Annotated in this window: 26 protein-coding genes; all 26 read left to right on the forward strand. The window is 72.7% G+C overall.

Annotated features, from left to right (window positions below; genetic code table 11):
- Window positions 1-46: 46 nt before the first annotated feature.
- The 26 genes from LPA54_RS19950 (at window position 47) to LPA54_RS20075 (ending at window position 20012) form a co-directional block, all read left to right on the forward strand.
- Window positions 47-1078: a DUF2637 domain-containing protein gene (locus LPA54_RS19950; protein WP_228979685.1), complete on the forward strand. Its 1032-nt coding sequence runs from the start codon at window positions 47-49 to the stop codon at window positions 1076-1078.
- Window positions 1078-1215, forward strand: a complete 138-nt coding sequence (locus LPA54_RS19955; RefSeq protein ID WP_228979686.1) for a hypothetical protein — start codon at window positions 1078-1080, stop codon at window positions 1213-1215. The genes LPA54_RS19950 and LPA54_RS19955 overlap by 1 nt, the downstream gene beginning before the upstream one ends.
- 7 nt (window positions 1216-1222) lie before the next feature.
- Window positions 1223-1729 (forward strand): hypothetical protein, encoded by a 507-nt coding sequence (locus LPA54_RS19960; RefSeq protein WP_228979688.1) that lies wholly within the window; start codon window positions 1223-1225, stop codon window positions 1727-1729.
- The gene (locus LPA54_RS19965) at window positions 1726-2391 is read left to right on the forward strand and encodes a hypothetical protein (protein WP_228979689.1); all 666 of its coding nucleotides are present in this window, start codon (window positions 1726-1728) and stop codon (window positions 2389-2391) included. The genes LPA54_RS19960 and LPA54_RS19965 overlap by 4 nt, the downstream gene beginning before the upstream one ends.
- Window positions 2392-2540: 149 nt before the next feature.
- Complete coding sequence (locus LPA54_RS19970; protein WP_228979690.1) at window positions 2541-2741, forward strand: helix-turn-helix domain-containing protein; 201 nt, start codon at window positions 2541-2543, stop codon at window positions 2739-2741.
- 281 nt (window positions 2742-3022) lie between these two features.
- Window positions 3023-3394 carry an HNH endonuclease gene (locus tag LPA54_RS19975; protein ID WP_228979787.1) on the forward strand — a complete coding sequence of 124 codons (372 nt, stop codon included), beginning with the start codon at window positions 3023-3025 and terminating at the stop codon, window positions 3392-3394.
- Between the two features lie 162 nt (window positions 3395-3556).
- Window positions 3557-3931, forward strand: coding sequence for a hypothetical protein (locus tag LPA54_RS19980; RefSeq protein ID WP_228979692.1), 375 nt, complete (start codon window positions 3557-3559; stop codon window positions 3929-3931).
- Between the two features lie 71 nt (window positions 3932-4002).
- Window positions 4003-4476, forward strand: coding sequence for a hypothetical protein (locus tag LPA54_RS19985; RefSeq protein ID WP_228979783.1), 474 nt, complete (start codon window positions 4003-4005; stop codon window positions 4474-4476).
- Window positions 4460-6085 carry a hypothetical protein gene (locus tag LPA54_RS19990; protein ID WP_228979694.1) on the forward strand — a complete coding sequence of 542 codons (1626 nt, stop codon included), beginning with the start codon at window positions 4460-4462 and terminating at the stop codon, window positions 6083-6085. Before LPA54_RS19985 ends, LPA54_RS19990 begins: the two co-directional genes overlap by 17 nt.
- A 13-nt stretch (window positions 6086-6098) precedes the next feature.
- Window positions 6099-7592 (forward strand): phage portal protein, encoded by a 1494-nt coding sequence (locus tag LPA54_RS19995; protein WP_228979696.1) that lies wholly within the window; start codon window positions 6099-6101, stop codon window positions 7590-7592.
- Window positions 7589-8554: a hypothetical protein gene (locus LPA54_RS20000; protein ID WP_228979698.1), complete on the forward strand. Its 966-nt coding sequence runs from the start codon at window positions 7589-7591 to the stop codon at window positions 8552-8554. The genes LPA54_RS19995 and LPA54_RS20000 overlap by 4 nt, the downstream gene beginning before the upstream one ends.
- Before the next feature lie 47 nt (window positions 8555-8601).
- Window positions 8602-9282 (forward strand): hypothetical protein, encoded by a 681-nt coding sequence (locus tag LPA54_RS20005; protein ID WP_228979700.1) that lies wholly within the window; start codon window positions 8602-8604, stop codon window positions 9280-9282.
- An 18-nt stretch (window positions 9283-9300) separates the two neighbouring features.
- Window positions 9301-10152: a N4-gp56 family major capsid protein gene (locus tag LPA54_RS20010; protein ID WP_228979702.1), complete on the forward strand. Its 852-nt coding sequence runs from the start codon at window positions 9301-9303 to the stop codon at window positions 10150-10152.
- On the forward strand, window positions 10152-10505 hold the full coding sequence (locus LPA54_RS20015) for a hypothetical protein (protein ID WP_228979704.1): 354 nt from the start codon (window positions 10152-10154) through the stop codon (window positions 10503-10505). Before LPA54_RS20010 ends, LPA54_RS20015 begins: the two co-directional genes overlap by 1 nt.
- Window positions 10495-10725, forward strand: coding sequence for a hypothetical protein (locus tag LPA54_RS20020; RefSeq protein ID WP_228979706.1), 231 nt, complete (start codon window positions 10495-10497; stop codon window positions 10723-10725). Before LPA54_RS20015 ends, LPA54_RS20020 begins: the two co-directional genes overlap by 11 nt.
- Before the next feature lie 12 nt (window positions 10726-10737).
- Window positions 10738-11337: a hypothetical protein gene (locus LPA54_RS20025; RefSeq protein WP_228979713.1), complete on the forward strand. Its 600-nt coding sequence runs from the start codon at window positions 10738-10740 to the stop codon at window positions 11335-11337.
- The gene (locus LPA54_RS20030; RefSeq protein WP_228979715.1) at window positions 11334-11666 is read left to right on the forward strand and encodes a head-tail adaptor protein; all 333 of its coding nucleotides are present in this window, start codon (window positions 11334-11336) and stop codon (window positions 11664-11666) included. The genes LPA54_RS20025 and LPA54_RS20030 overlap by 4 nt, the downstream gene beginning before the upstream one ends.
- A gap of 9 nt (window positions 11667-11675) precedes the next feature.
- Window positions 11676-11999 carry a hypothetical protein gene (locus LPA54_RS20035; RefSeq protein ID WP_228979716.1) on the forward strand — a complete coding sequence of 108 codons (324 nt, stop codon included), beginning with the start codon at window positions 11676-11678 and terminating at the stop codon, window positions 11997-11999.
- Window positions 12000-12013: 14 nt separating this feature from the next.
- A complete protein-coding gene (locus LPA54_RS20040) occupies window positions 12014-12391 on the forward strand; it encodes an HK97-gp10 family putative phage morphogenesis protein (RefSeq protein WP_228979717.1) in 378 nt (125 codons plus the stop codon).
- The gene (locus LPA54_RS20045; protein WP_228979718.1) at window positions 12388-12789 is read left to right on the forward strand and encodes a DUF3168 domain-containing protein; all 402 of its coding nucleotides are present in this window, start codon (window positions 12388-12390) and stop codon (window positions 12787-12789) included. The genes LPA54_RS20040 and LPA54_RS20045 overlap by 4 nt, the downstream gene beginning before the upstream one ends.
- Window positions 12790-12805: 16 nt before the next feature.
- Window positions 12806-13225: a phage tail tube protein gene (locus LPA54_RS20050; protein ID WP_228979719.1), complete on the forward strand. Its 420-nt coding sequence runs from the start codon at window positions 12806-12808 to the stop codon at window positions 13223-13225.
- 10 nt (window positions 13226-13235) lie between these two features.
- Window positions 13236-13601 (forward strand): hypothetical protein, encoded by a 366-nt coding sequence (locus LPA54_RS20055; RefSeq protein WP_228979720.1) that lies wholly within the window; start codon window positions 13236-13238, stop codon window positions 13599-13601.
- Window positions 13602-13657: 56 nt separating this feature from the next.
- On the forward strand, window positions 13658-13930 hold the full coding sequence (locus LPA54_RS20060) for a hypothetical protein (RefSeq protein WP_228979721.1): 273 nt from the start codon (window positions 13658-13660) through the stop codon (window positions 13928-13930).
- A 42-nt stretch (window positions 13931-13972) separates the two neighbouring features.
- Window positions 13973-16786, forward strand: a complete 2814-nt coding sequence (locus LPA54_RS20065) for a hypothetical protein (protein ID WP_228979723.1) — start codon at window positions 13973-13975, stop codon at window positions 16784-16786.
- 12 nt (window positions 16787-16798) lie between these two features.
- On the forward strand, window positions 16799-19555 hold the full coding sequence (locus LPA54_RS20070; protein ID WP_228979725.1) for a hypothetical protein: 2757 nt from the start codon (window positions 16799-16801) through the stop codon (window positions 19553-19555).
- A 13-nt stretch (window positions 19556-19568) separates the two neighbouring features.
- Window positions 19569-20012, forward strand: coding sequence for a hypothetical protein (locus LPA54_RS20075; protein ID WP_228979727.1), 444 nt, complete (start codon window positions 19569-19571; stop codon window positions 20010-20012).
- Window positions 20013-20074 lie beyond the last annotated feature (62 nt).

Genomic DNA, 20074 nt, shown 5'->3' on the forward strand with positions numbered 1-20074 from the left:
ACCCCACACCCGCGGGCCCGGCCCCCACACTCCCCGGAGCAGCACCATGAACCGCATCGTCTGGTGGGCCAGCCTCGCCCTCATCGGCGCCGCCGCCGCCGGGATGGCCGCCTGGTCCCTGTACGTCGTCGCCCACGACATCTACGACGTCCCCGAGCAGCTCGCCTACCTCGTCGCCGCCGTGTTCGACGGCGCCGCGCTTGCCTGCCTCTACCTCGCCTCCACCGCGACGGCCGAGGACCGCTCGGCCGCCGGGCCGCGCGTGGCCGTCCTCGGCCTGGCTGGCATCTCCGTCATCCTCAACGCCAAGCACGCCGACCACATCGACGGCGGCGTGGTCGCCCTGCTGCTGTTCGCCGCGCCGACCGTCGCGCTGCTTATCGTGGCCGACCTCGCTTGGGCGGCCACCCGCGCCCGGCGCCGCGCCGCCGCCGGCGAGCGTGCCGTCACCCTGCCCCGGTACGGAGCGTGGGGCTGGATCCTCGCGAGCGAGCAGGCGTGGAAGGCGACCAAGGCGCGCGCCGTCGCTCACGTGACCAGCACGGACCCGGTCCGGACCGAATCCGGCCCCCGTCCCGACCGGCCCCGCAGCGCCACCGCCGCGCTCCGCGACCACTTCACCGATATGGACCCGGTCGACGCCATCCGCTTCGCACACTCCGCGAAGCCCAACACGCCGCCCGCCGAACTCGCCGCCGAACTCACCTCCTACGGGGTACCGGTGTCCGCCGTCCAGGTCGCGCTCGTCCTCGGCCACGAGCCGCCCCAGGTCCGGATCGAGCGTCCCGGCCCGTCACCCGCCCCAGCCCCGGCGGCGCCGCTGACCAGCCCGGACCGCGATCCGGACCCGATCCGGACCCCGGCTAACGTGCTGGACGCCACCCGCCTGGCCGTCGGTCGCGGCTTCTACGACGAGGTCGACGTGCACCGCGAGGTGACCCGGATGATGGGGCGCCCCGTCCGGCTGGAGACCGTCCGCCGCTACCTCGACGGCAAGGCCAAGCCCCCGGAGCAGCCGCCCCTCCCCGAGCCCCCGGCCGGCGACGGCGTCGGCCGCGGCGGCGGCGGCTACAACTGATGGCCGCGCTCTTCCCGCTCTGCGCGGTCGCCGCCGCACTCGGCCTCTACGCCTGCCGCACCCGGCCCGCCGCGCCCGCGCTCCTCCCCACCGTCCTCGTCGTCCTCGCCGTGCTCGGCGCGGCCCTCCTCCACTGAGGCACCCATGACCATCGTCACCCTCGGCGGCGTCACCGTCGGACTGGCCATCCTCGCCGCCACCCTTATCCGCTGGTGGCCCGGCCTCAAGCCCCTCCAGCACGACCCCCTCGGCGCCGTCTCCCGACTCCTGCCGTTCCTCCTCGCCTGGGCCTACGGCGCCCTCGCCATCCTCAGCCTCGGCGGCCTCGTCGGCTGGATCGCCGACACCGCCGTCTGGATCTCCTCCTGGCTCGGCGACGTCGCCATCGTCTGGGGCGTCGGAGGCGACACCGGACCCGCCGGCCGCACCGCCTACCAGCCCCTCACCCGCACCGGCGCCGCCCTCATGGTGATCCTCACCGCTGTCGTTCTCGTCGCCGCCAAGAAGTCCAGCCGCGGCGGCGACATCAAGGCCGGCGCCTGGTGCGGGTTCTGCCTCGGCAGCTCCGCCGGCATCGCCGGGGCCGCCGCCGTCCCCCTCGCCGAGACCGTCAACTGGGCCGGTGGGGCGCTGTACGGGGCCGTCGGATGACCTCCGTCGAGCCGGCCGCCGAGCACCTGGAGGAGCCGAGTGCGGCTGCGCGGGCCGCCGGAGGCTGCGTCATCGGCGCCATCGGCGTCGGGGGAGCCGCCCTGGTCGTCCACACCGCCCCCGAGACGGCCTACGTCGTGCTCGGCGCGATGCTCACCCACGGCTGGCAGCGCGGCCGCGCCTGGCACGACCGCCGCCGCGAGACCACCGCCGAGGGGGAGGAGCCCGCGGGGGAGCCCGTGGAGGAGACCGCCCCGAACGTCGCCGAGGCGCTTCGGACGCTGGCCGCGGAGGGCGGCAGCGGCGTCCTCCTCACCCGCCTCCGCGAGCACCTCGGCCTGCCCGACAGCCCCGCCGGCACCAAGGAGGTGAAGCGGCTCCTGGACCAGGCCGGCATCCCGCACAAGGGAGTCCGCGGGCCCACCGCGAACGGGCCGGGTGTCCACCGGGACGACATCCCGCCCGCTCCCCCCGAGGGCGAGGAGCCCCAGGAGGGGCGTTGTTGTTGCAGGTCAGACGCCAACGCCAACGCCAACAACGCCCCGACCGACACCCCCGGAGAGGGGTTCCGTGTAGAGCACATCGGCGCCGCAGGCCGGGTCGTCCACGACCCCGCCGACGCCGTCCGACACCACACCCTCGCGAAGGGGGTGACCCGATGACCCGCCTCCTCACCGCCCTTCGCCTCGACTACTGCGCCCACTGCGGCTGGTGGACGCGACCGCGCTGCGGCCACTGACCACCTGCCACCCCGAGACCGGCCCCGCCGCGCGTCCCCCCGACGCGGCGGGGCCTGCCGCATCATGAGGGCATGGACACCGAGTACATCCCGCCCGGCTACTACGGCACCCACGACGTCGCCCGTGCCCTGGGAACCAGCCCCGGCGGCGTCCGCAACCTCGTCTACCGAGGCCGCCTCAAGCGTGCCGGAGGCACCGAGCGCCACCCTTGGTACCGCGCCGAAGACGTCGCCGCCGTCCTCGCACAACGCCAAGCCCGTGCCACCGCTTGACCGCAGGTCAGCCACTGTGTGACGATCGCGGTGTACAACTGTGCCCTCAACTGGCGCCACGAACCTCACGGCCCCGCCCACCCGCGGGGCCTTCGTCGTACCTGGAGGCAACGTGCACAGATTTCACCTCGTTGCTGAACTACGCCCCCTGCCGCCCGCGGACGGCTGGGCCTGCGGTGAAGCCACCGGCCGACTCTGCTTCGTCTGCACCTGTGGCAGCAGCTCCGGGTTCGTCGACCGCGCTGCGGCCCTGCGGAGCGCTGCCCGACACCCTGCCCACCGTGACACGTAGAGCGCTGCAGGTCTGCCCCACTCCCGGGTGCCCCGCCCTCACCCGCGCCGGCCGCTGCGACGCGTGCCAGGCCAAGGCGCGCCGAGCACGCCCCACCGCCGCCACCAAGGGCTACGACGCCGCCTGGTTCCGCACCCGCGCCGCCTACCTCCGCGCGCACCCCTACTGCGAGTGCGACGAGTGCGCGGCCCTGCCCGCCCTGCTGCGCCCCCGCGCTACCGAGGTCAACCACCGCGACGGCCTCGGCCCCCTTGGCCCGCGCGGCCACGACTGGGCCAACCTCCAGGCCATGACCAAGGCCCACCACTCCCGAGAGACCGCGCGGCACCAGCCCGGGGGCTGGAACGACCGGGAGCAGTGACAGCAGCCTCGGGCGGACGCCCAGGCGTCACGCATGGTGACCGGGGCCCTGGGGGGTGACCCCTTCCCGGTAGGGGTGCCGGAACGCCGGGGAGGGCTCTGCCTGGTCCGCCGGGTCAGAGGGTCCGCCGGCCGCCACCATCAGTCACCTATCGGAGTCGACGTGAGCAGCACCTACCGCATCCTCTGCCTCTCCCACGACCCCGCCACCGAGGCGGGCGAGTACAGAACGCCAGAGGCCGCCGAGGAAGCCATTGCTGAAGGGCTCTCCGAGCATCCGAACTGTCACCTCATGATCGGCCGCTACTCGTCTCCGCTGGTCGAGCTCGGCTGTCCGCCAAGCCGTCACCAGCCGACCAAGCTCCGGTGCGTCCACGGCAGCACCGTGTGGGTCGACAGCGACTGGCTGCGCCTGCTGGTTGCCGCCTACCAGTCGCCTGACCCGGCCGTTCAGCAGGCGACCAAGACCGGGCGTCACTTGTGCCTCTCGCAGGCCCTGCTGGGGCGGCTGCGGCTGGAGCTCGGCACCGAGCAATAGCAGGACTCGTCGGCTGTCACGCAAGGTGGCGGCTCTCGTGCTGCGCAATGCAGCGTGGAGGAGTGATCGACATGCCCCGAGGGGGACACGCCGCATCCGGCCCGCCGCCGGACCCGAACTCTCTGAGGTCTGCCAAGTCGGTGCAGGCTGGCGGGTGGACGACGCTGCCGGCGGAGGGCCGGACCGGACCGGCGCCCGAGTGGCCGCTGTCCGAGCAGACCGACCGCGAGGCCGCGCTGTGGGAAGACCTGTGGGCCAAGCCGCAGGCCGTCGCTTGGGAGGCGCTGGAGCAGGTTCTCGAGGTCGCTCTGTTCTGCCGGACCCTGGCGGAGGCCGAGCGGCCGGACTGCCGGGTTGACGTCAAGAAGATGGTCCGCAGCTACCTCGACAGTCTCGGGCTCAGCGTGGCGGGCATGCTGCGCAACCGGTGGAAGGTCGCCCCGGCCGCCGAGGTGGCAGAGCAGACCGCGCCCGCAGCCGCGCCCGCACGGCGCCCGAGCGCGCGCGACCGGCTGAGGGTCGTGCCCAGTGGCGAAGGCGCCTGACGCCGGGTTCCTCGTCGACTTCCCCACCCTGTGGGTCGTGCCGGACTGGATCGAAGAGCACTGCCCGATCCCGGACGGCTTCCGTGCGGGAGACCGCATGGAGCTGTACCCGTGGCAGCTGTGGTGCACGGTCAACCACTACCGGGTCCGCCCCGAGGCGACCGTGGGCCAGCTGGCGCCGGCATTCCACTACCGCCGCTCGCAGATCGTGGCCCCGCAGAAGACCGGCAAGGGCCCGTGGTCGGCGACGATCGTGCTGGCCGAGGCGGTCGGTCCGGTCGTCTTCGCCGGGTGGGCCCGGGGCGGCGAGCGCTACCGGTGCGCGGACCACGGCTGCCCGTGCGGCTGGTGGTACGAGTACCAGCCGGGCGACCCCATGGGGAAGCCGTGGCCGACGCCGCTGATCCAGCTCACCGCGTCCAGCGAGGACCAGGTCGCCAACGTCTACCGGCCGCTGCGCAGCATGGTGCGGCTGGGGCCGCTCGCTGAGCAGCTGCGGGTCGGGGAGGAGTTCGTCCGCGTAGGCGACGCGGGCCGGATCGACGTCGTGACGTCGTCGGCACTGTCCCGGCTGGGCAACCCCATCAACTTCGCGCTGCAGGACGAGACGGGGACGTGGACGGCGGCGAACAAGCTGCGCCGGGTGGCGGAGACCCAGCGCCGCGGCCTCGCCGGCATGGGCGGCCGGTCGATGGAGACGACGAACACCTGGGACCCGTCGGAGAATTCGGTAGCGCAGACCACCGCGGCGTCGAAGCGCCGGGACATCTTCCGCTACCACCCGCAGGCCCCGAAGTCCCTGTCGTACAAGGACAAGCGGCAGCGCCGGAAGATCCACAGCATCGTCTACGCCGGGTCGGCGCACGTCGACCTGGACGCGATCGAGGCCGAGGCCGCCGAGATGATGGAGCACGACCCCGCGCAGGCGGAGCGCTTCTTCGGCAACCGCGTCGTCTCGGGGACGGAGGCGTGGCTGGACGCCGCGGCGTGGGATGCGCGGGCGGTGGCCGCACCGCGCCCGGTGAAGCGGCGCACGCGGGTTGTGGGCGGCTTCGACGGGTCGGACATCGACGACCACACCGCGATCCGGCTGGAGACGCTGGACGGGCACCAGTTCACCCCCGCCTACGGGCCGGACCGGCTGCCCACCGTGTGGAACCCGGCCGACTACGGCGGCCAAGTCCCGCGCCTGGAGGTCCAGGCCGCCATGGACGAGGTGATGGCCACCTACGACGTGGTCCTGCTGTACGCCGACCCGCCGTACTGGGAGTCGGAGGTGGACGCCTGGGCGGAGAAGTACGGCGAGCGCACGGTGGTCCGCTGGTACACGCGGCGCGTGGTGCAGATGCACGCGGCGTGCGAGCGGCTGAAGACCGACGTGACGAAACAGGACACGAGCTTCACGCACGACGGGTGCCCGATCACCGCCGAGCACGTCGCAAACACCCGCGCAGCCGCGCGGCCGCAGGGCCGGTACGTCCTGACCAAGGCGTCCGAGGCGCAGAAGATCGACGCCTGTGTCACCTCCGTCCTCGCGCACGAAGCGGCTGGCGACGCGATCGCGGCCGGCCTGGCCACCACCCGCAAGAGCTACTACTACGGCGCATGAGAGGGGGTCTGGCGTGGCCGAGGATGAGGACCTCCACAGGGCGAAGGCCCTGGTCGAGACACTGGAGCGGGAGCTCGACCGGCGGTGCGGTCCGATCGAGACCTACCAGGCGTACTACCGCGGCCGCCAGGCCCTGAAGTTCGCGTCGGACGAGTTCCGCCACTACCACGGCGACCGCTACCGCGACTTCTCCGATAACTGGGTGCAGGTCGTGTCCGACTCGCCGGTGGAGCGGCTGACGGTGACCGGCATCAAGCCGTATGGCGCTGACAAGGCGGACGCCGAGTCGATGCGGGTCTGGCAGGTCAACGGCCTCGACGCCGACTCCCAGCTGGGGTTCCTCGGCGCGGTGATGGCCGCCCGCTCCTTCGCGCTGGTGTGGGGCGACCCGGACGACGACGAGACCCCGGTGGTGACGTTCGAGGACGCCACCAGCTGCATCGTCGCCTACGAGCCAGGCTCCCGCCGCCGCAGGCGCGCCGCACTGCGCCGGTGGCAGGACGGCGACACGTACATGGCCGTCCTGTACCTGCCGGATGCCGTGTGGAAGTTCGAGCGGCCGGTGCGGCCGGTGGCGAAGGCCCCGCAGAAGACCGAGGACATGGCGTCCGTCGACACGCAGCTGGCCGCGTGGCGGCCGCGCGAGATGCGCCACGAGCCGAACCCCCAGCCCAACCCGATGGGCGTGGTCCCCGTCGTCGAGCTGGTCAACCGGCCGTTGCTGGTCGACGACCCGATCTCCGACGTGGCCGGCGTGGTGGCGATGCAGGACGCGGTGAACCTGCTGTGGGCGCAGCTGTTCACCGCGTCCGACTACGCCGCCTTCCCCCAGCGCGTCGTGCTGGGGGCCGAGCGGCCGATGATCCCGGTCCTCAACGCGGCCGGCGAGGTCATCGGGGACAGGCCGCTGGACCTGGAGAAGCTGGCCGCCGACCGCATCGCCTGGATCACCGGCAAGGACGCCAAGGTCGCCGAGTGGACGGCCGCCAACCTGGAGGCGTACACGAAGGTGATCGAGGTCGCCGTCGGGCACATCGCCGCCCAGACCCGCACCCCCCAGCACTACCTGATCGGCAAGATGGCCAACCTCAGCGCTGATGCGTTGCTGGCCGCCGAGACCGGCCTGGTCAAGCGGTGCGAGGAGAAGCAGCTCTGGTACGGGCAGGCGATCCGAGAGGTGTTCGCGCTCATCGCCCTGGCCCGCGGCGAGGACGACAAGGCGCGTGATCTGCGGTCCGGGTACGTACTGTGGGCGGATGCGGAGTCCCGCTCCCAGGCGCAGCTGGCCGACGCGCTGCTGAAGCTGAAGCAGATCGGCTTCCCCTTCGAGTTCCTCGCCCTGCGCTACGGGCTCACCCCGGCCGAGGTCGTCGACATGCTGGCGATGATCGAGCGGGAGAACCAGCTCGACCCGCTCGGCGCGGCGGCCGCGCTCATGGCCCAGCGCCCGGCGCCGGCCGACGAGCCGGACGTCATCGAGGGCGATCCGGCCGAGGAAGCGGCGTGAGCGCCCCGCCCACCGCGCGGGACCACCAGCAGGAGCGGGCGGCGCAGGCCGCCACCACGGCGGCCGCCGTGCGGCAGGTGTGGTCCACCGTCGACACCGACCGCGTGGAGGAGTCGTGGCTGGCGCGCGTGGCGCTGGTCGCCGGGCTCATCCGGACCGGGCAGATGGCGGCCGCGTCCACCGCGGAGCCGTGGCTGACGCAGGAGACCGGCCCCGGGGAGGGCGCCGTGAACCCCGAGACGGCCGTGGAGGCGGCCGGGGACATCGGGGTGCCGCTGATCTATCCCCTGGCCATCGCCCTGAACCGGCTGCGGCGCGGCTTCACCACCGCCATGTCGATCCTGTCCGGCGCGTACTTCCTGGAGATGGTCACCCGCTCCCTGATCGCGGACGCCGGTCGGATCGCCGACCTGGCCGGGATGATCGCCCGCCCACGCGTCGTCACCTACGTGCGCGTGGTCGAGCTGCCCGCCTGCTCCCGCTGCATCATCCTGGCGGGCGCCGAGTACAGCCTCAGCGAAGGGTTCCTGCGGCACCCACGGTGCAACTGCACCCTGGCGCCGCGCCGGCCCGGGGACACCTGGGAGCTGGCCTCCCCGAGGTCGCTGTACGAGCAGATGACCGCGGCCCAGCAGCGGCGCGCGTTCGGCGACGCCGCGGCGTCCGCGATCCGGGACGGCGCCGACATCGCGCAGGTCGTCAACGCGCGGCGCGGCATGACGACGACCACCCGCTACCGGCGTGAGGTGCGCGCCACCAGCGAGGGCACCACCCGCCGGGGCCTGTACGGGCAGCAGCGGGCGAAGTTCGAGAAGGCCGCCGGCGTCCGCTTCGGCCAGGGCACCGGGGCCCGCGCCCGCGCCTCGGCCGTGCGGCTGATGCCGGAGGAGATCTACCGGCTCGCCGACGGCGACCGCGACCACGCCATCCGGCTGCTGAAGCGCAACGGCTACATCGTCTGACCGCGCGCAACGCGCGGCCCCTCTCACCCGCAACGGGAGACACCACCATGAGCACACCCACGCCCGACGCCCCCGTGGACAACGGCCCCGCCGTCGACGAGCCGGACGACGACGTCCTGGAGCCCGCCGGCACGGCGCCCGACGCCGGCGAGCCGGACGAGGGCGACGACCCCGAGGGCGCCGACCAGCTCGGCGACCCGGGCAAGAAGGCCCTGGACTCCATGAAGGACAGGTGGAAGGCCGAGCGGGAGCGACGCCGGGAGCTGGAGCGGCAGCTGGCCGAGCGGGACAAGCCCGCCGACGGCGACCAGCCCGACCCCGAGGCGATTGTGAGGCAGGCAGAGCAGGCCGCCATGGCCAAGGCCAACGAACGCATCGTCCGCGCCGAGGTGAAGGCGGCGGCCGCCGGGAAGCTGGCCGACGCCGCCGACGCCCTGCGCTTCCTGGACCTGTCCCAGTTCGAGGTGGACGCCGACGGCCAGCTCGACGCCGAGGAGGTCGCCGACGCGATCGACGACCTGCTGAAGACCAAGCCCTACCTCGCCGCGCAAAGCGGCAAGACCCCGCGGTTCCACGGGACCGCAGACTCCGGCGCCCGCAAGGGGACTGGCCGGCCCGCCCAGCTCACCGAGGCCGACGTCAAGCGCCTGGCCGCGGAGGGCAAGAACGCCGAGATCCTCAAGGCCCGCGAAGAGGGCCGCCTGGCGGACTACCTCGCCTCCCCGTAACCCTGAACGGAGACACCCATGGCCATCAGCGCCTTCAAGCCGGAAGTCTGGAACGCCGACCTCCTGGTCGCCCTGGAGAAGTCCCTCGTCTACGCGGCGCCCGGCGTCGTGAACCGCGAATACGAGGGCGACATCGCCCAGTACGGCGACACCGTCCACATCGTGGGCCTGGCCGACCCGACGATCGGCAACTACACCCCGCACGTCGACATCGTCATCGAGGACGTCGACGACACCGACTCCACCCTCGTCATCGACCAGGCGAAGTACTTCGCCTTCGAGGTCGACGACGTCGAGAAGCGCCAGGCCATGAACGGCGGCGCCGTCCTCACCGAGCAGGCCCGCAAGGCCGCGTACAAGCTGCGCGACGTCGCCGACCAGTACGTGGCCGGGCTCATGGCCGCCGGCGTCGACGCGGGGAACCTCATCGCCGAGCAGACCCTCGCCGCGCCGGCCGACGCCTACGACCTGCTGGTCGACCTCGGCGTCGTCCTCGACGAGGACAACGTGCCCGAGGAGCGCCGCTGGGCCGTGGTCACGCCGGCGTTCTACGGCCTGCTGCTGAAGGACGACCGGTTCGTCAGCACCGGCGACGCGGCCGCGGCCGCCACCCGCGCCAACGGCCGGGTCGGCGAGGCCGCCGGATTCACCATCCACAAGAGCAACAACGCCCCCAACGGGCCCGGCGCCGGCGCCGGCAAGCTCGTGATCGCCGGGTACAACGGCGCGGTCACCTACGCCGAGCAGATCAACAAGACCGAGGCGACCCGCAAGGAGAAGGGCTTCGCGGACATCGTGAAGGGCCTGCACCTGTACGGCGCCAAGGTCATCCGGTCCACCGGCATCGCCGCAGCGGACGTGATCATCTGATGCGCCCGGGTGACGTGCTCAGGTTCCAGGGCCCCGCCGGCGCGCCGTTCGTGGTGACGGTCGGGCCCGCGTTCGACGAGCGGACCATCACCGCCCGGATCAAGTCCGGCGAGTGGACGCCCCTGGACGCCGAGGCGCCCAGCACCGGCGAGACGGACACCACCCCCAAGCGGCCGGCGCAGAACGCGCCGAAGGCCGACTGGGTCACCTACGCGGTGAGCCAGCACGGCATGGAGCGGGAGGCGGCGGAGTCGATGACGAAGCAGCAGCTCGTCGAAGCGACGGCCCCCCAGGCCGAGACCACCGCGGACACCACCACGGAACAGGACGGAGACGACGGTCATGGCGACTGAGAACACCGACCCGAACGAGACCACCGAGGGCACGGCGACCGAGGGCGGCCGGGAGAAGAGCGACGGCGCCAGCGGCCCGCGCCCGCGCGTGGAATGGGCGGACGACGGCGGCCCCCGCCCCGACGGGGTGGAGGCGAAGGTCAACGACCCCCGGCCCACCGAGAACTCCGACGCCCACGACGGCGCGGCCCGCGACGACGGCGCCGACCAGGACCAGTGAGGGGAGGCCACCGTGGCACTGACCCCCCTGGCGACGGTGGCCGACCTGACGGACCGCGGCGTCACCGTCGACGAGGCGGAGACCACCGTCGTGGTCACCTTCCTGCGCGTCGCCTCCGCCGCCGTCCGGACCGCGGCCGGCGTCCCGATCAGCCAGACGACCTCCACCGTCGTCCTGGACGGTGAGCCGTCGCCCTGGCTGACCCTGCCGGGACCACCCGTGCAGTCGGTGCAGGCGGTCACCGTGGACGGCGACGCCCTGGACGCCACCGACTACAAGCTGCGCGCGGGCAGGTTGTGGCTGGGGCGCGGCTGGTCGTACCGGGGTGAGCCCGCCGAGGTGGCCGTCACCTACACGCACGGCCTGCCGGCGGTCCCCGACGACATCGTCGACCTCGTGTGCCGGATCGCCGTCACCACCCTGGTGGCCTACCGCTCCTCCCCCGGCGGGGAGGGCCTGGCCGCCAAGGACATCCGCTCCGAGCGGATCGGGGACTACTCCGTGCAGTACGGCGACGACGGCCGCATCACGGAGATGGAGCTGCCGCAGTACCTGCGCGAGCAGCTGCGCGCCCGCTTCGGCGGCGGCATCGCCATGGTGAGGTCCCGATGAGCCGCGTCGGCCGGCTCCTCAACACGGCCGTGCCGGTGTGGCGGCTGTCCACGGTCGATGACGGCGGCGGCGGCCAGGAGTCCATCTGGGCCCAGGTCGCCACCCCGCGCGGGCGCCGCTCCCAGCCGTCCGCGCGCGAGCGGCAGGCCGCCGACCAGTCCGGCGCCCAGCTCGATGAGACCTGGTACTTCGCGCCCGGCACCGACGTGCGGCGCGGCGACGAGCTGCGCCCGCCCGGCCGCGTGCTGGAGGTGACCGCGACGTTCGAGCCGTCGGAGCCCGGCACCTACCTGCGCGCGGACTGCACCCTCCGCCAACCCCACACCTAGGAGACGACCATGGCGGATCTGTCCGCACAGCGCATGACCCTGGGCGGGCTGCAGCCCACCTACGCCGCGGCCGCCGGCGGCGGCGACACCGCACCCATCGGCAACGACATCGTGCTCCACGTCAAGAACGGCGACGCGTCGCCGCACACCGTCACCATCGCCACGCCCGGCACCGTCGGCGGCCTGGCCGTCGCCGACGCCTCCCAGGTCATCGACGCCGGCGACGAAGCGTTCATCCCCCTGCGGTCCGTCTACCGCGGGCCGGACGGCCGCGCCGCGATCTCCTACGACGGCGTCACCTCCGTCACCGTCGCGGTCCTGCAGCTGCCCTGACCGAAGGAGGACCCGTGGCACAGCGAGCACGGCTTGAGGGCCTGGACCGGGCCCTGCGCGCGGTCGGCCGTATCCCCCAGGCGATGCGCGAAGCCCGCACCGAGACGCTGCAGGAGTGGGCCGGCGCAGTCGAGGAGGGCGCCAAGGCGCGCGTGCCGCGCGACACCGGGCAGCTGCACGACGCGATCGAGCAGCGCGTGAACGACACCTACGGGCGCGCGGAGGTCGGTGTGTGGCAGGACGACCAGCTGGAGTACTCCCTGCACGTGGAGAAGGGCACCTCCTCCATGTCCGACCAGCCCTACCTCATCCCCGCCTTCGACGAGGCGCGGCCGCAGGTGACCCGCACCTACCGGGCCGCGGTCCGCCGGCGCCTGGGCGGCGGCGGATGACGGCCGCGCTGTGGCCGCTGCAGCAGGCCGTGTACGCCAAGCTCACCGCGCACGCCCCGCTGATGGCGCTGGTCACCGGCGTGTACGACCACGTGCCGGAAGCGGCCGCCCACCCCTACGTCACGATCGGCTCGATCACCGAGACGGCGGACGACGCGCACAACCAGCGCGGCCTGGAGGCCCGGCTGGTGCTGCACGTCTGGTCGAAGTACCGCGGCTTCAAGCAGGCCGCGCAGATCCTCGCCGCCCTCGATGACGCCCTGGACCGCCAGCCCCTGACCGTGGCCGGCTTCCGCGACGTGTCGATCGCCCACAGCGAGCACCTACTGATCCGCGACCCCGACCCCGAGATCCGCCACATCAACGTGTCGTACCGGGTCTGGCTCACCAAGCACTGACACAGGAGGACCGGCCATGGCTGGACTGGACGCATTCGGCACGCAGCTGCAGCGTGGAGACGGCGGCGGGAGCGAGGTGTTCACCGCCATCGCTTCCGTCACCGACATCACCCCGCCGGCGCTGGAGCGCAACACCCACGACGTCACCGCCCACGACTCGCCGGACGGGTGGATGGAGTACATCGGCGGGCTGAAGGACGGCGGCGAGGTCTCCATCGACATCAACTACGACCCCCGCGAACACGACGTCCTGGTCGGCGACTTCAACGACACCGAGCCGCGCAACTACAAGGTCGTGTGGCCCGGCAGCCTGGGCAGCTGGGCGTTCGCCGCGATCCTGACGGGCTTCGCGCCCGAGGCCCCGCACGACGACAAGCTGGCCGCGTCCCTGACCTTCAAGGTGTCGGGCAAGCCCACCATCACCACCGGCGCCTGAGAGGACCACGATGACGACGACCTACCTGTCCGCCGAGCAGATCCTCGGCGCGGACGACCTGACGGCCGAGGACGTACCGGTCCCCGAGTGGGGCGGCACCGTGCGGGTGCGCGCCCTGTCGGGCACCGAGCGGGACCGCATCGAGGCGTCGATGATGAACGGCACGTCGGTGTCCGCCGACAAGCTCGCGGGCTTCCGGGCCCGCATGGCCGCCGCGTCCATCGTCGGCCCCGACGGCAAGCGCATGTTCCGCTCCGACGCCGAGACCAGGCGGCTGGGCGAGAAGTCGGCGGCCGCGCTGGAGCGGGTCTGCGACGTGGCCATGCGCCTGTCCGGGCTGTCCGACAAGGACATCGAGGAGATCACGGGAAACTGAGGGCCCGGCCAGAACGAGCCTTCTACTTCCGTCTGGCCGGGCACCTCGGCATGCCCGTGAGCGAGCTACTCGCCCGCACCACCTCCCGCGAACTCACCGAGTGGGCCGCCTACGAGAAGCTGGCCGGCCCGCTCGGGCCGCGCCGCGGCGACGTCCACGCCGCGATCATCGCGGCCGCCGTCGTCAACATGCAGCGCAAGCGGCCGCTGCCCATCAGCGACTTCCTACCGCGCTGGGACCGAGCGCCGAAGACCCCTGAGCAGCTGTTCCAGGCGGCCATGGCGGCCAACGTCGCGATGGGCGGCACCGTCCGCACGCCGTCCACCTAACACCACGACGATCGGGGGTGAGCCGTGAGCACCCTGGCGTCCATGTCGGTCCGTCTGGGCATCGACACCGACCGGCTGCAGGCCGGGGCGGAGAAGGCCAAGGCGACGCTGACCAGTCTGGGCAAGGCGGTGGCCGGGCTCGGTGTCGGGGCGCCCGTCGTCGCCGGTGTCACGGCCGGTGTGATGGGCCTGGCGGCCGCCTTCGCGTCCGCCGGTATCGCCGCGAAAGCCTTCCAGCTCGCCGCCGGACCGCAGATGGAGGCCGTCACCGAGGCCAGCGCGGCCGCCGAGAAGGCCGAGGACGCGCACGCGGAGGCGACCCGGAAGAAGGCGGCCGCACAGAAGCTCGCCGCCCAGGGCGGCGACGCCTACAAGGCCGCGCTGCGCGAGGCGGAGGCGGCGACCAAGCGCGCCACCGAGGCCGACAGCCTCTACAAGGAGCAGCTGTCCGGGATGCCCCCGGCGACCCGGGAGATGTCCAAGGCCCTGGCCGGCCTGAAGGACGACCACTCCGCGTGGTCCGACTCGCTGGCCAGCAGCACGATGCCGGTGTTCACCAAGGGCATCGGGATCCTCCGCAAGCTGTTGCCGATGCTCACGCCCTTCGTGAAGGCCGCGGCCGAGGCGTTCGGGGGGTTCCTCGACAAGGTCGCCAAGGGCGTGGAGGGAGCGAAGTTCAAGCAGTGGGCGGCGGACATGGCGGCCGCGTCCGGCCCCGCGCTGGAACGCTTCCTGACCGTCATCAAGAACCTCGCGGTGGGCTTCGGCGGCCTACTGGCCGCGTTCACCCCCGCCTCGTCCGGCATGACCGGCGGCCTGGTGAAGATGACCGGGGCGTTCGCCGACTGGGCGACCAGCCTCAAGGGCTCGGAGGGGTTCACGCGGTTCCTGAACTCAGCACGCGACGGCGCCGAAACCCTCGGAGTCCTCGCGAGCGCGGTGCTCGCCGTCATCAAGGCCATCGCGCCTCTGCTCGGCGCCACGATCCTGCTGGCCGAAGGACTCGGGCGGGTCATCAGCAGCACTCCCACCCCCGTGCTCACCGCGCTGATCACCACGCTCGCCGCGGTGAAGGGCGCGATGATGGCCTACGCCGCCGGCGCCGCGATCGTGAAGGGCGCCCATGACTTCATGGACTCGTCGGTGGGGAAGGCCATCGGGGGCTGGCTGCGGATGATGGGCGTGGGCCTGATGGCCTACGCCCGTATCGCCGCGGCCGCGATGGCCTCCGCCGCGCGCACCGCGCTCGCCTGGACGGGCAGCGCGCTCGTCTCGATCGGGACGTGGATCGCCAACGTCGTCCGCGCGGCCGCCGTCTCCGTCGCCCAGTTTGCTCTCATGGCGGCGCGAGCCATCGCCTGGGCCGCCATCATGGCCGCCCAGTGGTTCATCGCGATGGGCCCGATCGGCTGGGTCATCGCCGCGGTCATCGGCCTCGTCGCGTTCATCGTCCTCAACTGGGACAAGATCAAGAGGTTCACGTCGGAGGCGTGGGGGGCGATGTGGGCGAAGATCCGCGCCATCGGCGCGCTGATCCTCGGCTACATCAAGAGCCTCCCGCTCGTCCGCTGGATGCTGCAGCACTGGGACCGGATGAAGACGGGCGTGGCGCAGAAGGCCGCCCAGTTCGTCGGGTTCGTGCGGGGCCTGCCGGGCCGGATCCGCTCGGCGATCGGCAACCTCGGCAGCTTGCTCTACAACGCGGGCCGGGACGTCGTCATGGGCCTGTGGCGCGGCATCCAGGGCATGGGCGGCTGGCTGCGCAGCAACATCTCCAGCTGGGCCAAGAGCGTCGTTCCCGGGCCGATCGCCAGCGCGCTGGGCATCCACTCGCCCTCCCGCGTTACCGCGGCACAGGGCCGGTGGATCGCCCGCGGCCTGATGGAGGGCCTGACCGGTTCGTCGAAGCAGGTGAAGACGGCGGCCACCCGGCTCGCCGACATCGTCCGCGACGCCCTCGCCCCGGGCAAGAAGCGCACCCGGGCGCTGGCCACCGTCGGCGCTGGCACCCGCGAACTCCTGCGCCTGGCCGCGCGGGAGGAGGGCCTGGCCGCGCGGATGAAGGCCGCGACCAAGTCGCTGGCCGACCAGATCAAGGCGCGCGATGAGCTGGCCGCGACGATCCGCAAGGGCATCCTCGACGCGGCGAACATCACCGCGCAGGCCGACGGCGGGCCGGTCACCGCCAGCGGCATCCTCTCCGGGCTCCTGCAGAAGCTGGAGCAGGCCCGCAAATTCGCCTCCGACTTGGCGGCGCTGCGCAAGCGCGGCGTCCGGGCGGACCTGATCGCGCAGATCGCCCAGGCCGGTGTCGAGCAGGGCTCCTCCGCGGCGGCCGCGCTGGCGGCCGCGTCCAAGAGCCAGATCACCGCCATCAACTCCGCCCAGTCGCAGCTCGTCACGGCGGCCGGGCGGGCCGGCGGGGTGGCCGGGGAAGCGATGTACGGGGCCGGCATCGAGGCGGCGCGCGGCCTGGTCAGTGGCCTGGCCTCGCAGCAGAAAGCCATCGAAAAGCAGATGCTGGCCATCGCCAAGAGCATGCAGACCGCCATCAAGCGGGCCCTGGGCATCGCGTCCCCGTCGCGGGTGATGGCGCGCGAAGTCGGCCGGTGGATCCCCGCCGGCATCGCCCAGGGCGTGGAGAGCGGGCGGGCCGAGGTCGACGCCACGATGCGCCACCTGGTCGACGTCCCCGGCGTCACCCGCCCCATCCCCGCCGGAGAGGTCCGCGGGGAGGTGCGGGTGTGGTTCGACTGGGGCCGCGCCGACGCGGCGTTCAAGAAGGCGATCCAGAACATCGTCCGCGTCGATGGCCGCGGGTCCGTGCAGACCGCGTTCGGCCAGGCAGGCCGGTAAGGAGGCAGGCTCGTGGTTTTCCCCCTGGACCGTCGTACCTGGATCTACGTGGTCGGCGACGGCTGGACGGACATCACCAGCGACGCCTACGAGCGGGATCCGATCACCATCACGCGCGGGCGCGGGGACGAGGGGGTCCGGGTCGACGCCGGCAAAGCCTCGCTCACGCTGAACAACCGGTTGGGCCGGTACAGCCCGCGCAACCCCCGCTCCCCGTACTACGGGAAGATCGGCCGCAACACGCCGATCCGGATCACGGTCGGCGGGCCGAGCAGCTGGCTCGACGTCCCGCCCGGCACGACCGGCCGAGCCTCCACCCCCGACCACGCCTCCCTCGACATCGTCGGGGACCTGGACGTGCGCATCGAGCTCACCCCGGAGACATGGGCGGGCGGCCCGTGGGCCAACGCCGCGATGGAGCTCATCGGCAAGTACGCCACGGCCGGCAACCAGCGCTCGTGGCGCGTGCTGCTGGTCAACGACGGGCGGATCGAGTTCACCCACTCCACCACCGGGTCCGACTTCCACTTCTGGCAGTCGGACCCCGTGCCGTTCATCGGCACCCAGCGGGGCGCAATCCGCGTGACCCTCGACGTCGACAACGGCGCCGGCGGGCACACCGTCACCTGGTACACCGCCGACACCATCGCCGGCCCGTGGACGCTGCTGGACAGCGAGACCCGCAGCGGCACGATCAGCCTGTACGCCTCGACGGCGCCGCTGGAGGTCGGCGACATGGCCGGGGTGAACTTCGACCTGATCGGCCGGAAGATCCACGCCGCCGAGGTCCGCTCAGGGATCGACGGCGCGGCCGTGGCCAGCCCGGATTTCACCGTCCAGGCCCCGGGCACCACCTCGTTCGCCGACGGGGCCGGACGGACGTGGACCGTGGGCGGCGGCGGGTCGATCACCAACCAGCACGTCCGCTTCGTGGGCGAGATAGCGGCCTGGCCGACCCGCTGGGACACCTCCGGACAGGACGTGTACGTCTCCATCGAAGCGGCCGGCGTCCTGCGGCGCCTCGGGCAGGGCCGCAAAGCCCTCTCCTCCACGCTCCGCCGCCGGATCCCCGCCTACAACCCGCTGGCGTACTGGCCGCTGGAGGACGCCGACGGCGCCACCACCGCGGCGTCCGCCCTCACCGGCGGCGCCCCGCTGTACACGCTGGGCATGGACTTCGCGTCCGAGGATTCCTTGCCCGGATCCGAGGCCCTGCCCACGGTGTCCGCCGGCACGCGCCTCAACGGCAGCGTGCGGGCGCCGGACGCGACCAGTGCGCAGTGGCACCTCGAATTCGTCTACCGGCTGCCCTCCGCGCCGGCATCCCGGACGTGCATCCTGGGCGCCTGGGGCACCGGCACGGTCCGCCGCTGGTACCTGTACCTCCAGAGCGGCCAGGCGACGATCGAGGGCTACGCGATCGACGGGACCCTCCTCATCAACCTGAATGTCGCCTTGGGCAGCGACGTGTTCGGCGGCTGGGTGCGCTGGCAGCTCTACGCCGAGCAGAACGGGGCCAACGTCGACTGGCGGAGCCGGTGGATCAGGGTCGGTTCGACGGGCGGTTCGATCAGCAGTAGCTACGCGGGCAGCGTCGGCCGCCTCACCGACGTGGTGGGCCCGCCCGACGCTTACGCGGCCGGCGCCGACGGCATGGGGATCGGCCACATCGCGGTCTTCCCGACAGCCAACACGACCGCCTTCAACAGCGCCGACCACGGTTTCACCGGGGAGACCGCGATCAGCCGGCTCGCCCGGCTGACCACCGAGGAGTCCGGCACGGTCACCTTGCGCTGGGTCAAAGGGGACTCCACGCGCGCCGCCGAAGCGATGGGCCCCCAGCGGCCGGACACCCTGCTGGACCTCCTCGACGACGCCGCGGCCACCGACGGCGGCCTGCTCTACGAAGACCGCTCACGGCTGGGCCTGGTCTACCGCGACCGCAGCAGCTTCTACAACCAACGCGTCGCCCTCGCCCTGGACTACGCCGCCGGCCGCGAAGTCGCCCCGCCCCTGGAGCCGACGGAGGACGACCAGAAGATCCGCAACGACATTGTGGTGAAGCGCCGCGGCGGGTCCTGGGGGCAAGCGGTCCTCGAGGCCGGCCCCCTGTCCACGCTGCCGCCCGAGCAAGGCGGAGTGGGCCTGTACGACGAGGAGATCGAGCTCAGCTTGGCCAACGACGCGCAGGCCCAGCGGCTCGCCGAATGGCGCCTGCACCTGGGCACGTGGGACGAGGCCCGCTATCCGACCGTGCGGGTCGCCCTCCACGGCGCGCCGCACCTCATCGACCAGGCCGCCGCCCTCGACGTCGGCGGGCGGCTGACCATCTCCCACCCGCCCCCCTGGCTGCCGCCGGACACGATCGACCTGCTCGCCTACGGCTACACCGAGACGATCGGCCGGTACACCTGGGACCTGGAGATGACCTGCGCCCCCGCCGGGCCGTGGCAGGTGGGCGTGGTCGGGGACGCCGACGCCGGGCGGGCCGACACCGGCGGCTCGCAGCTGTCCGGCGCCATCACCGCGTCCGCCACGTCGGTACCGGTGACCACGACCGGCAACCGCCGCTGGATCGACAGCGCGACCTACCCGGGCGACTTCCCTTTCCTGATCCGCGCGGGCGGAGAGGTCATGCAGGTCACCGCCTGCACCGGCACCACGTCCAGCCAGACGTTCACCGTGGTCCGCGGCGTCAACGGCCTGACCAAGGCACACGCGGCCGGCACCGCCGTGGTGCTCGACCGGGCGCTGCGCCCCATCCCGTAGAGAGGACTCCCCCATGCCGATCCTGGCCGGCCGGAAGGTCACCGCGGACGAGCTGGCCCGGCTGCGGCCGCAGATGTACTTCGCGAGGGCGACCACGGCCCGCACCAAGACCGACACCGTCTACGAGGACATCCTCGGCGCCAGCTACACGTTCACCACCACCGCGGCGGGCGCCGAGTACGGCGTGTTCGCCACGTTCGACTGCGCCGTCGGCACAACAGCGGCATCCAACAGGATGCTAGGCCGGATCGTCACCGACGGCGTCGCCGAAGAGGACCTGGCCATCCACCAGATGAACGCGCTCGACCGCGACACCGTCGCGGCCCTGGCCAAGGGAACGCTCGCCGCGGCCGGGTCGCACACGATCAAGCTGCAAGGCGCCCTCAGCGCGGCCTCGGGGTCCGGCACCTTCCAGGTGTTCACCTCGCTACTGATCATCGTCTCCGAGCAGCCCTAGACCTGCCCCACGCCCCTGCCCCGCGCCGTCCGGCCCGGGGCTTCTCCATGCCCTGGAGCACC

Source organism: Streptomyces sp. DH12 (genome assembly GCF_020873895.1).
Taxonomy (GTDB): domain Bacteria; phylum Actinomycetota; class Actinomycetes; order Streptomycetales; family Streptomycetaceae; genus Streptomyces.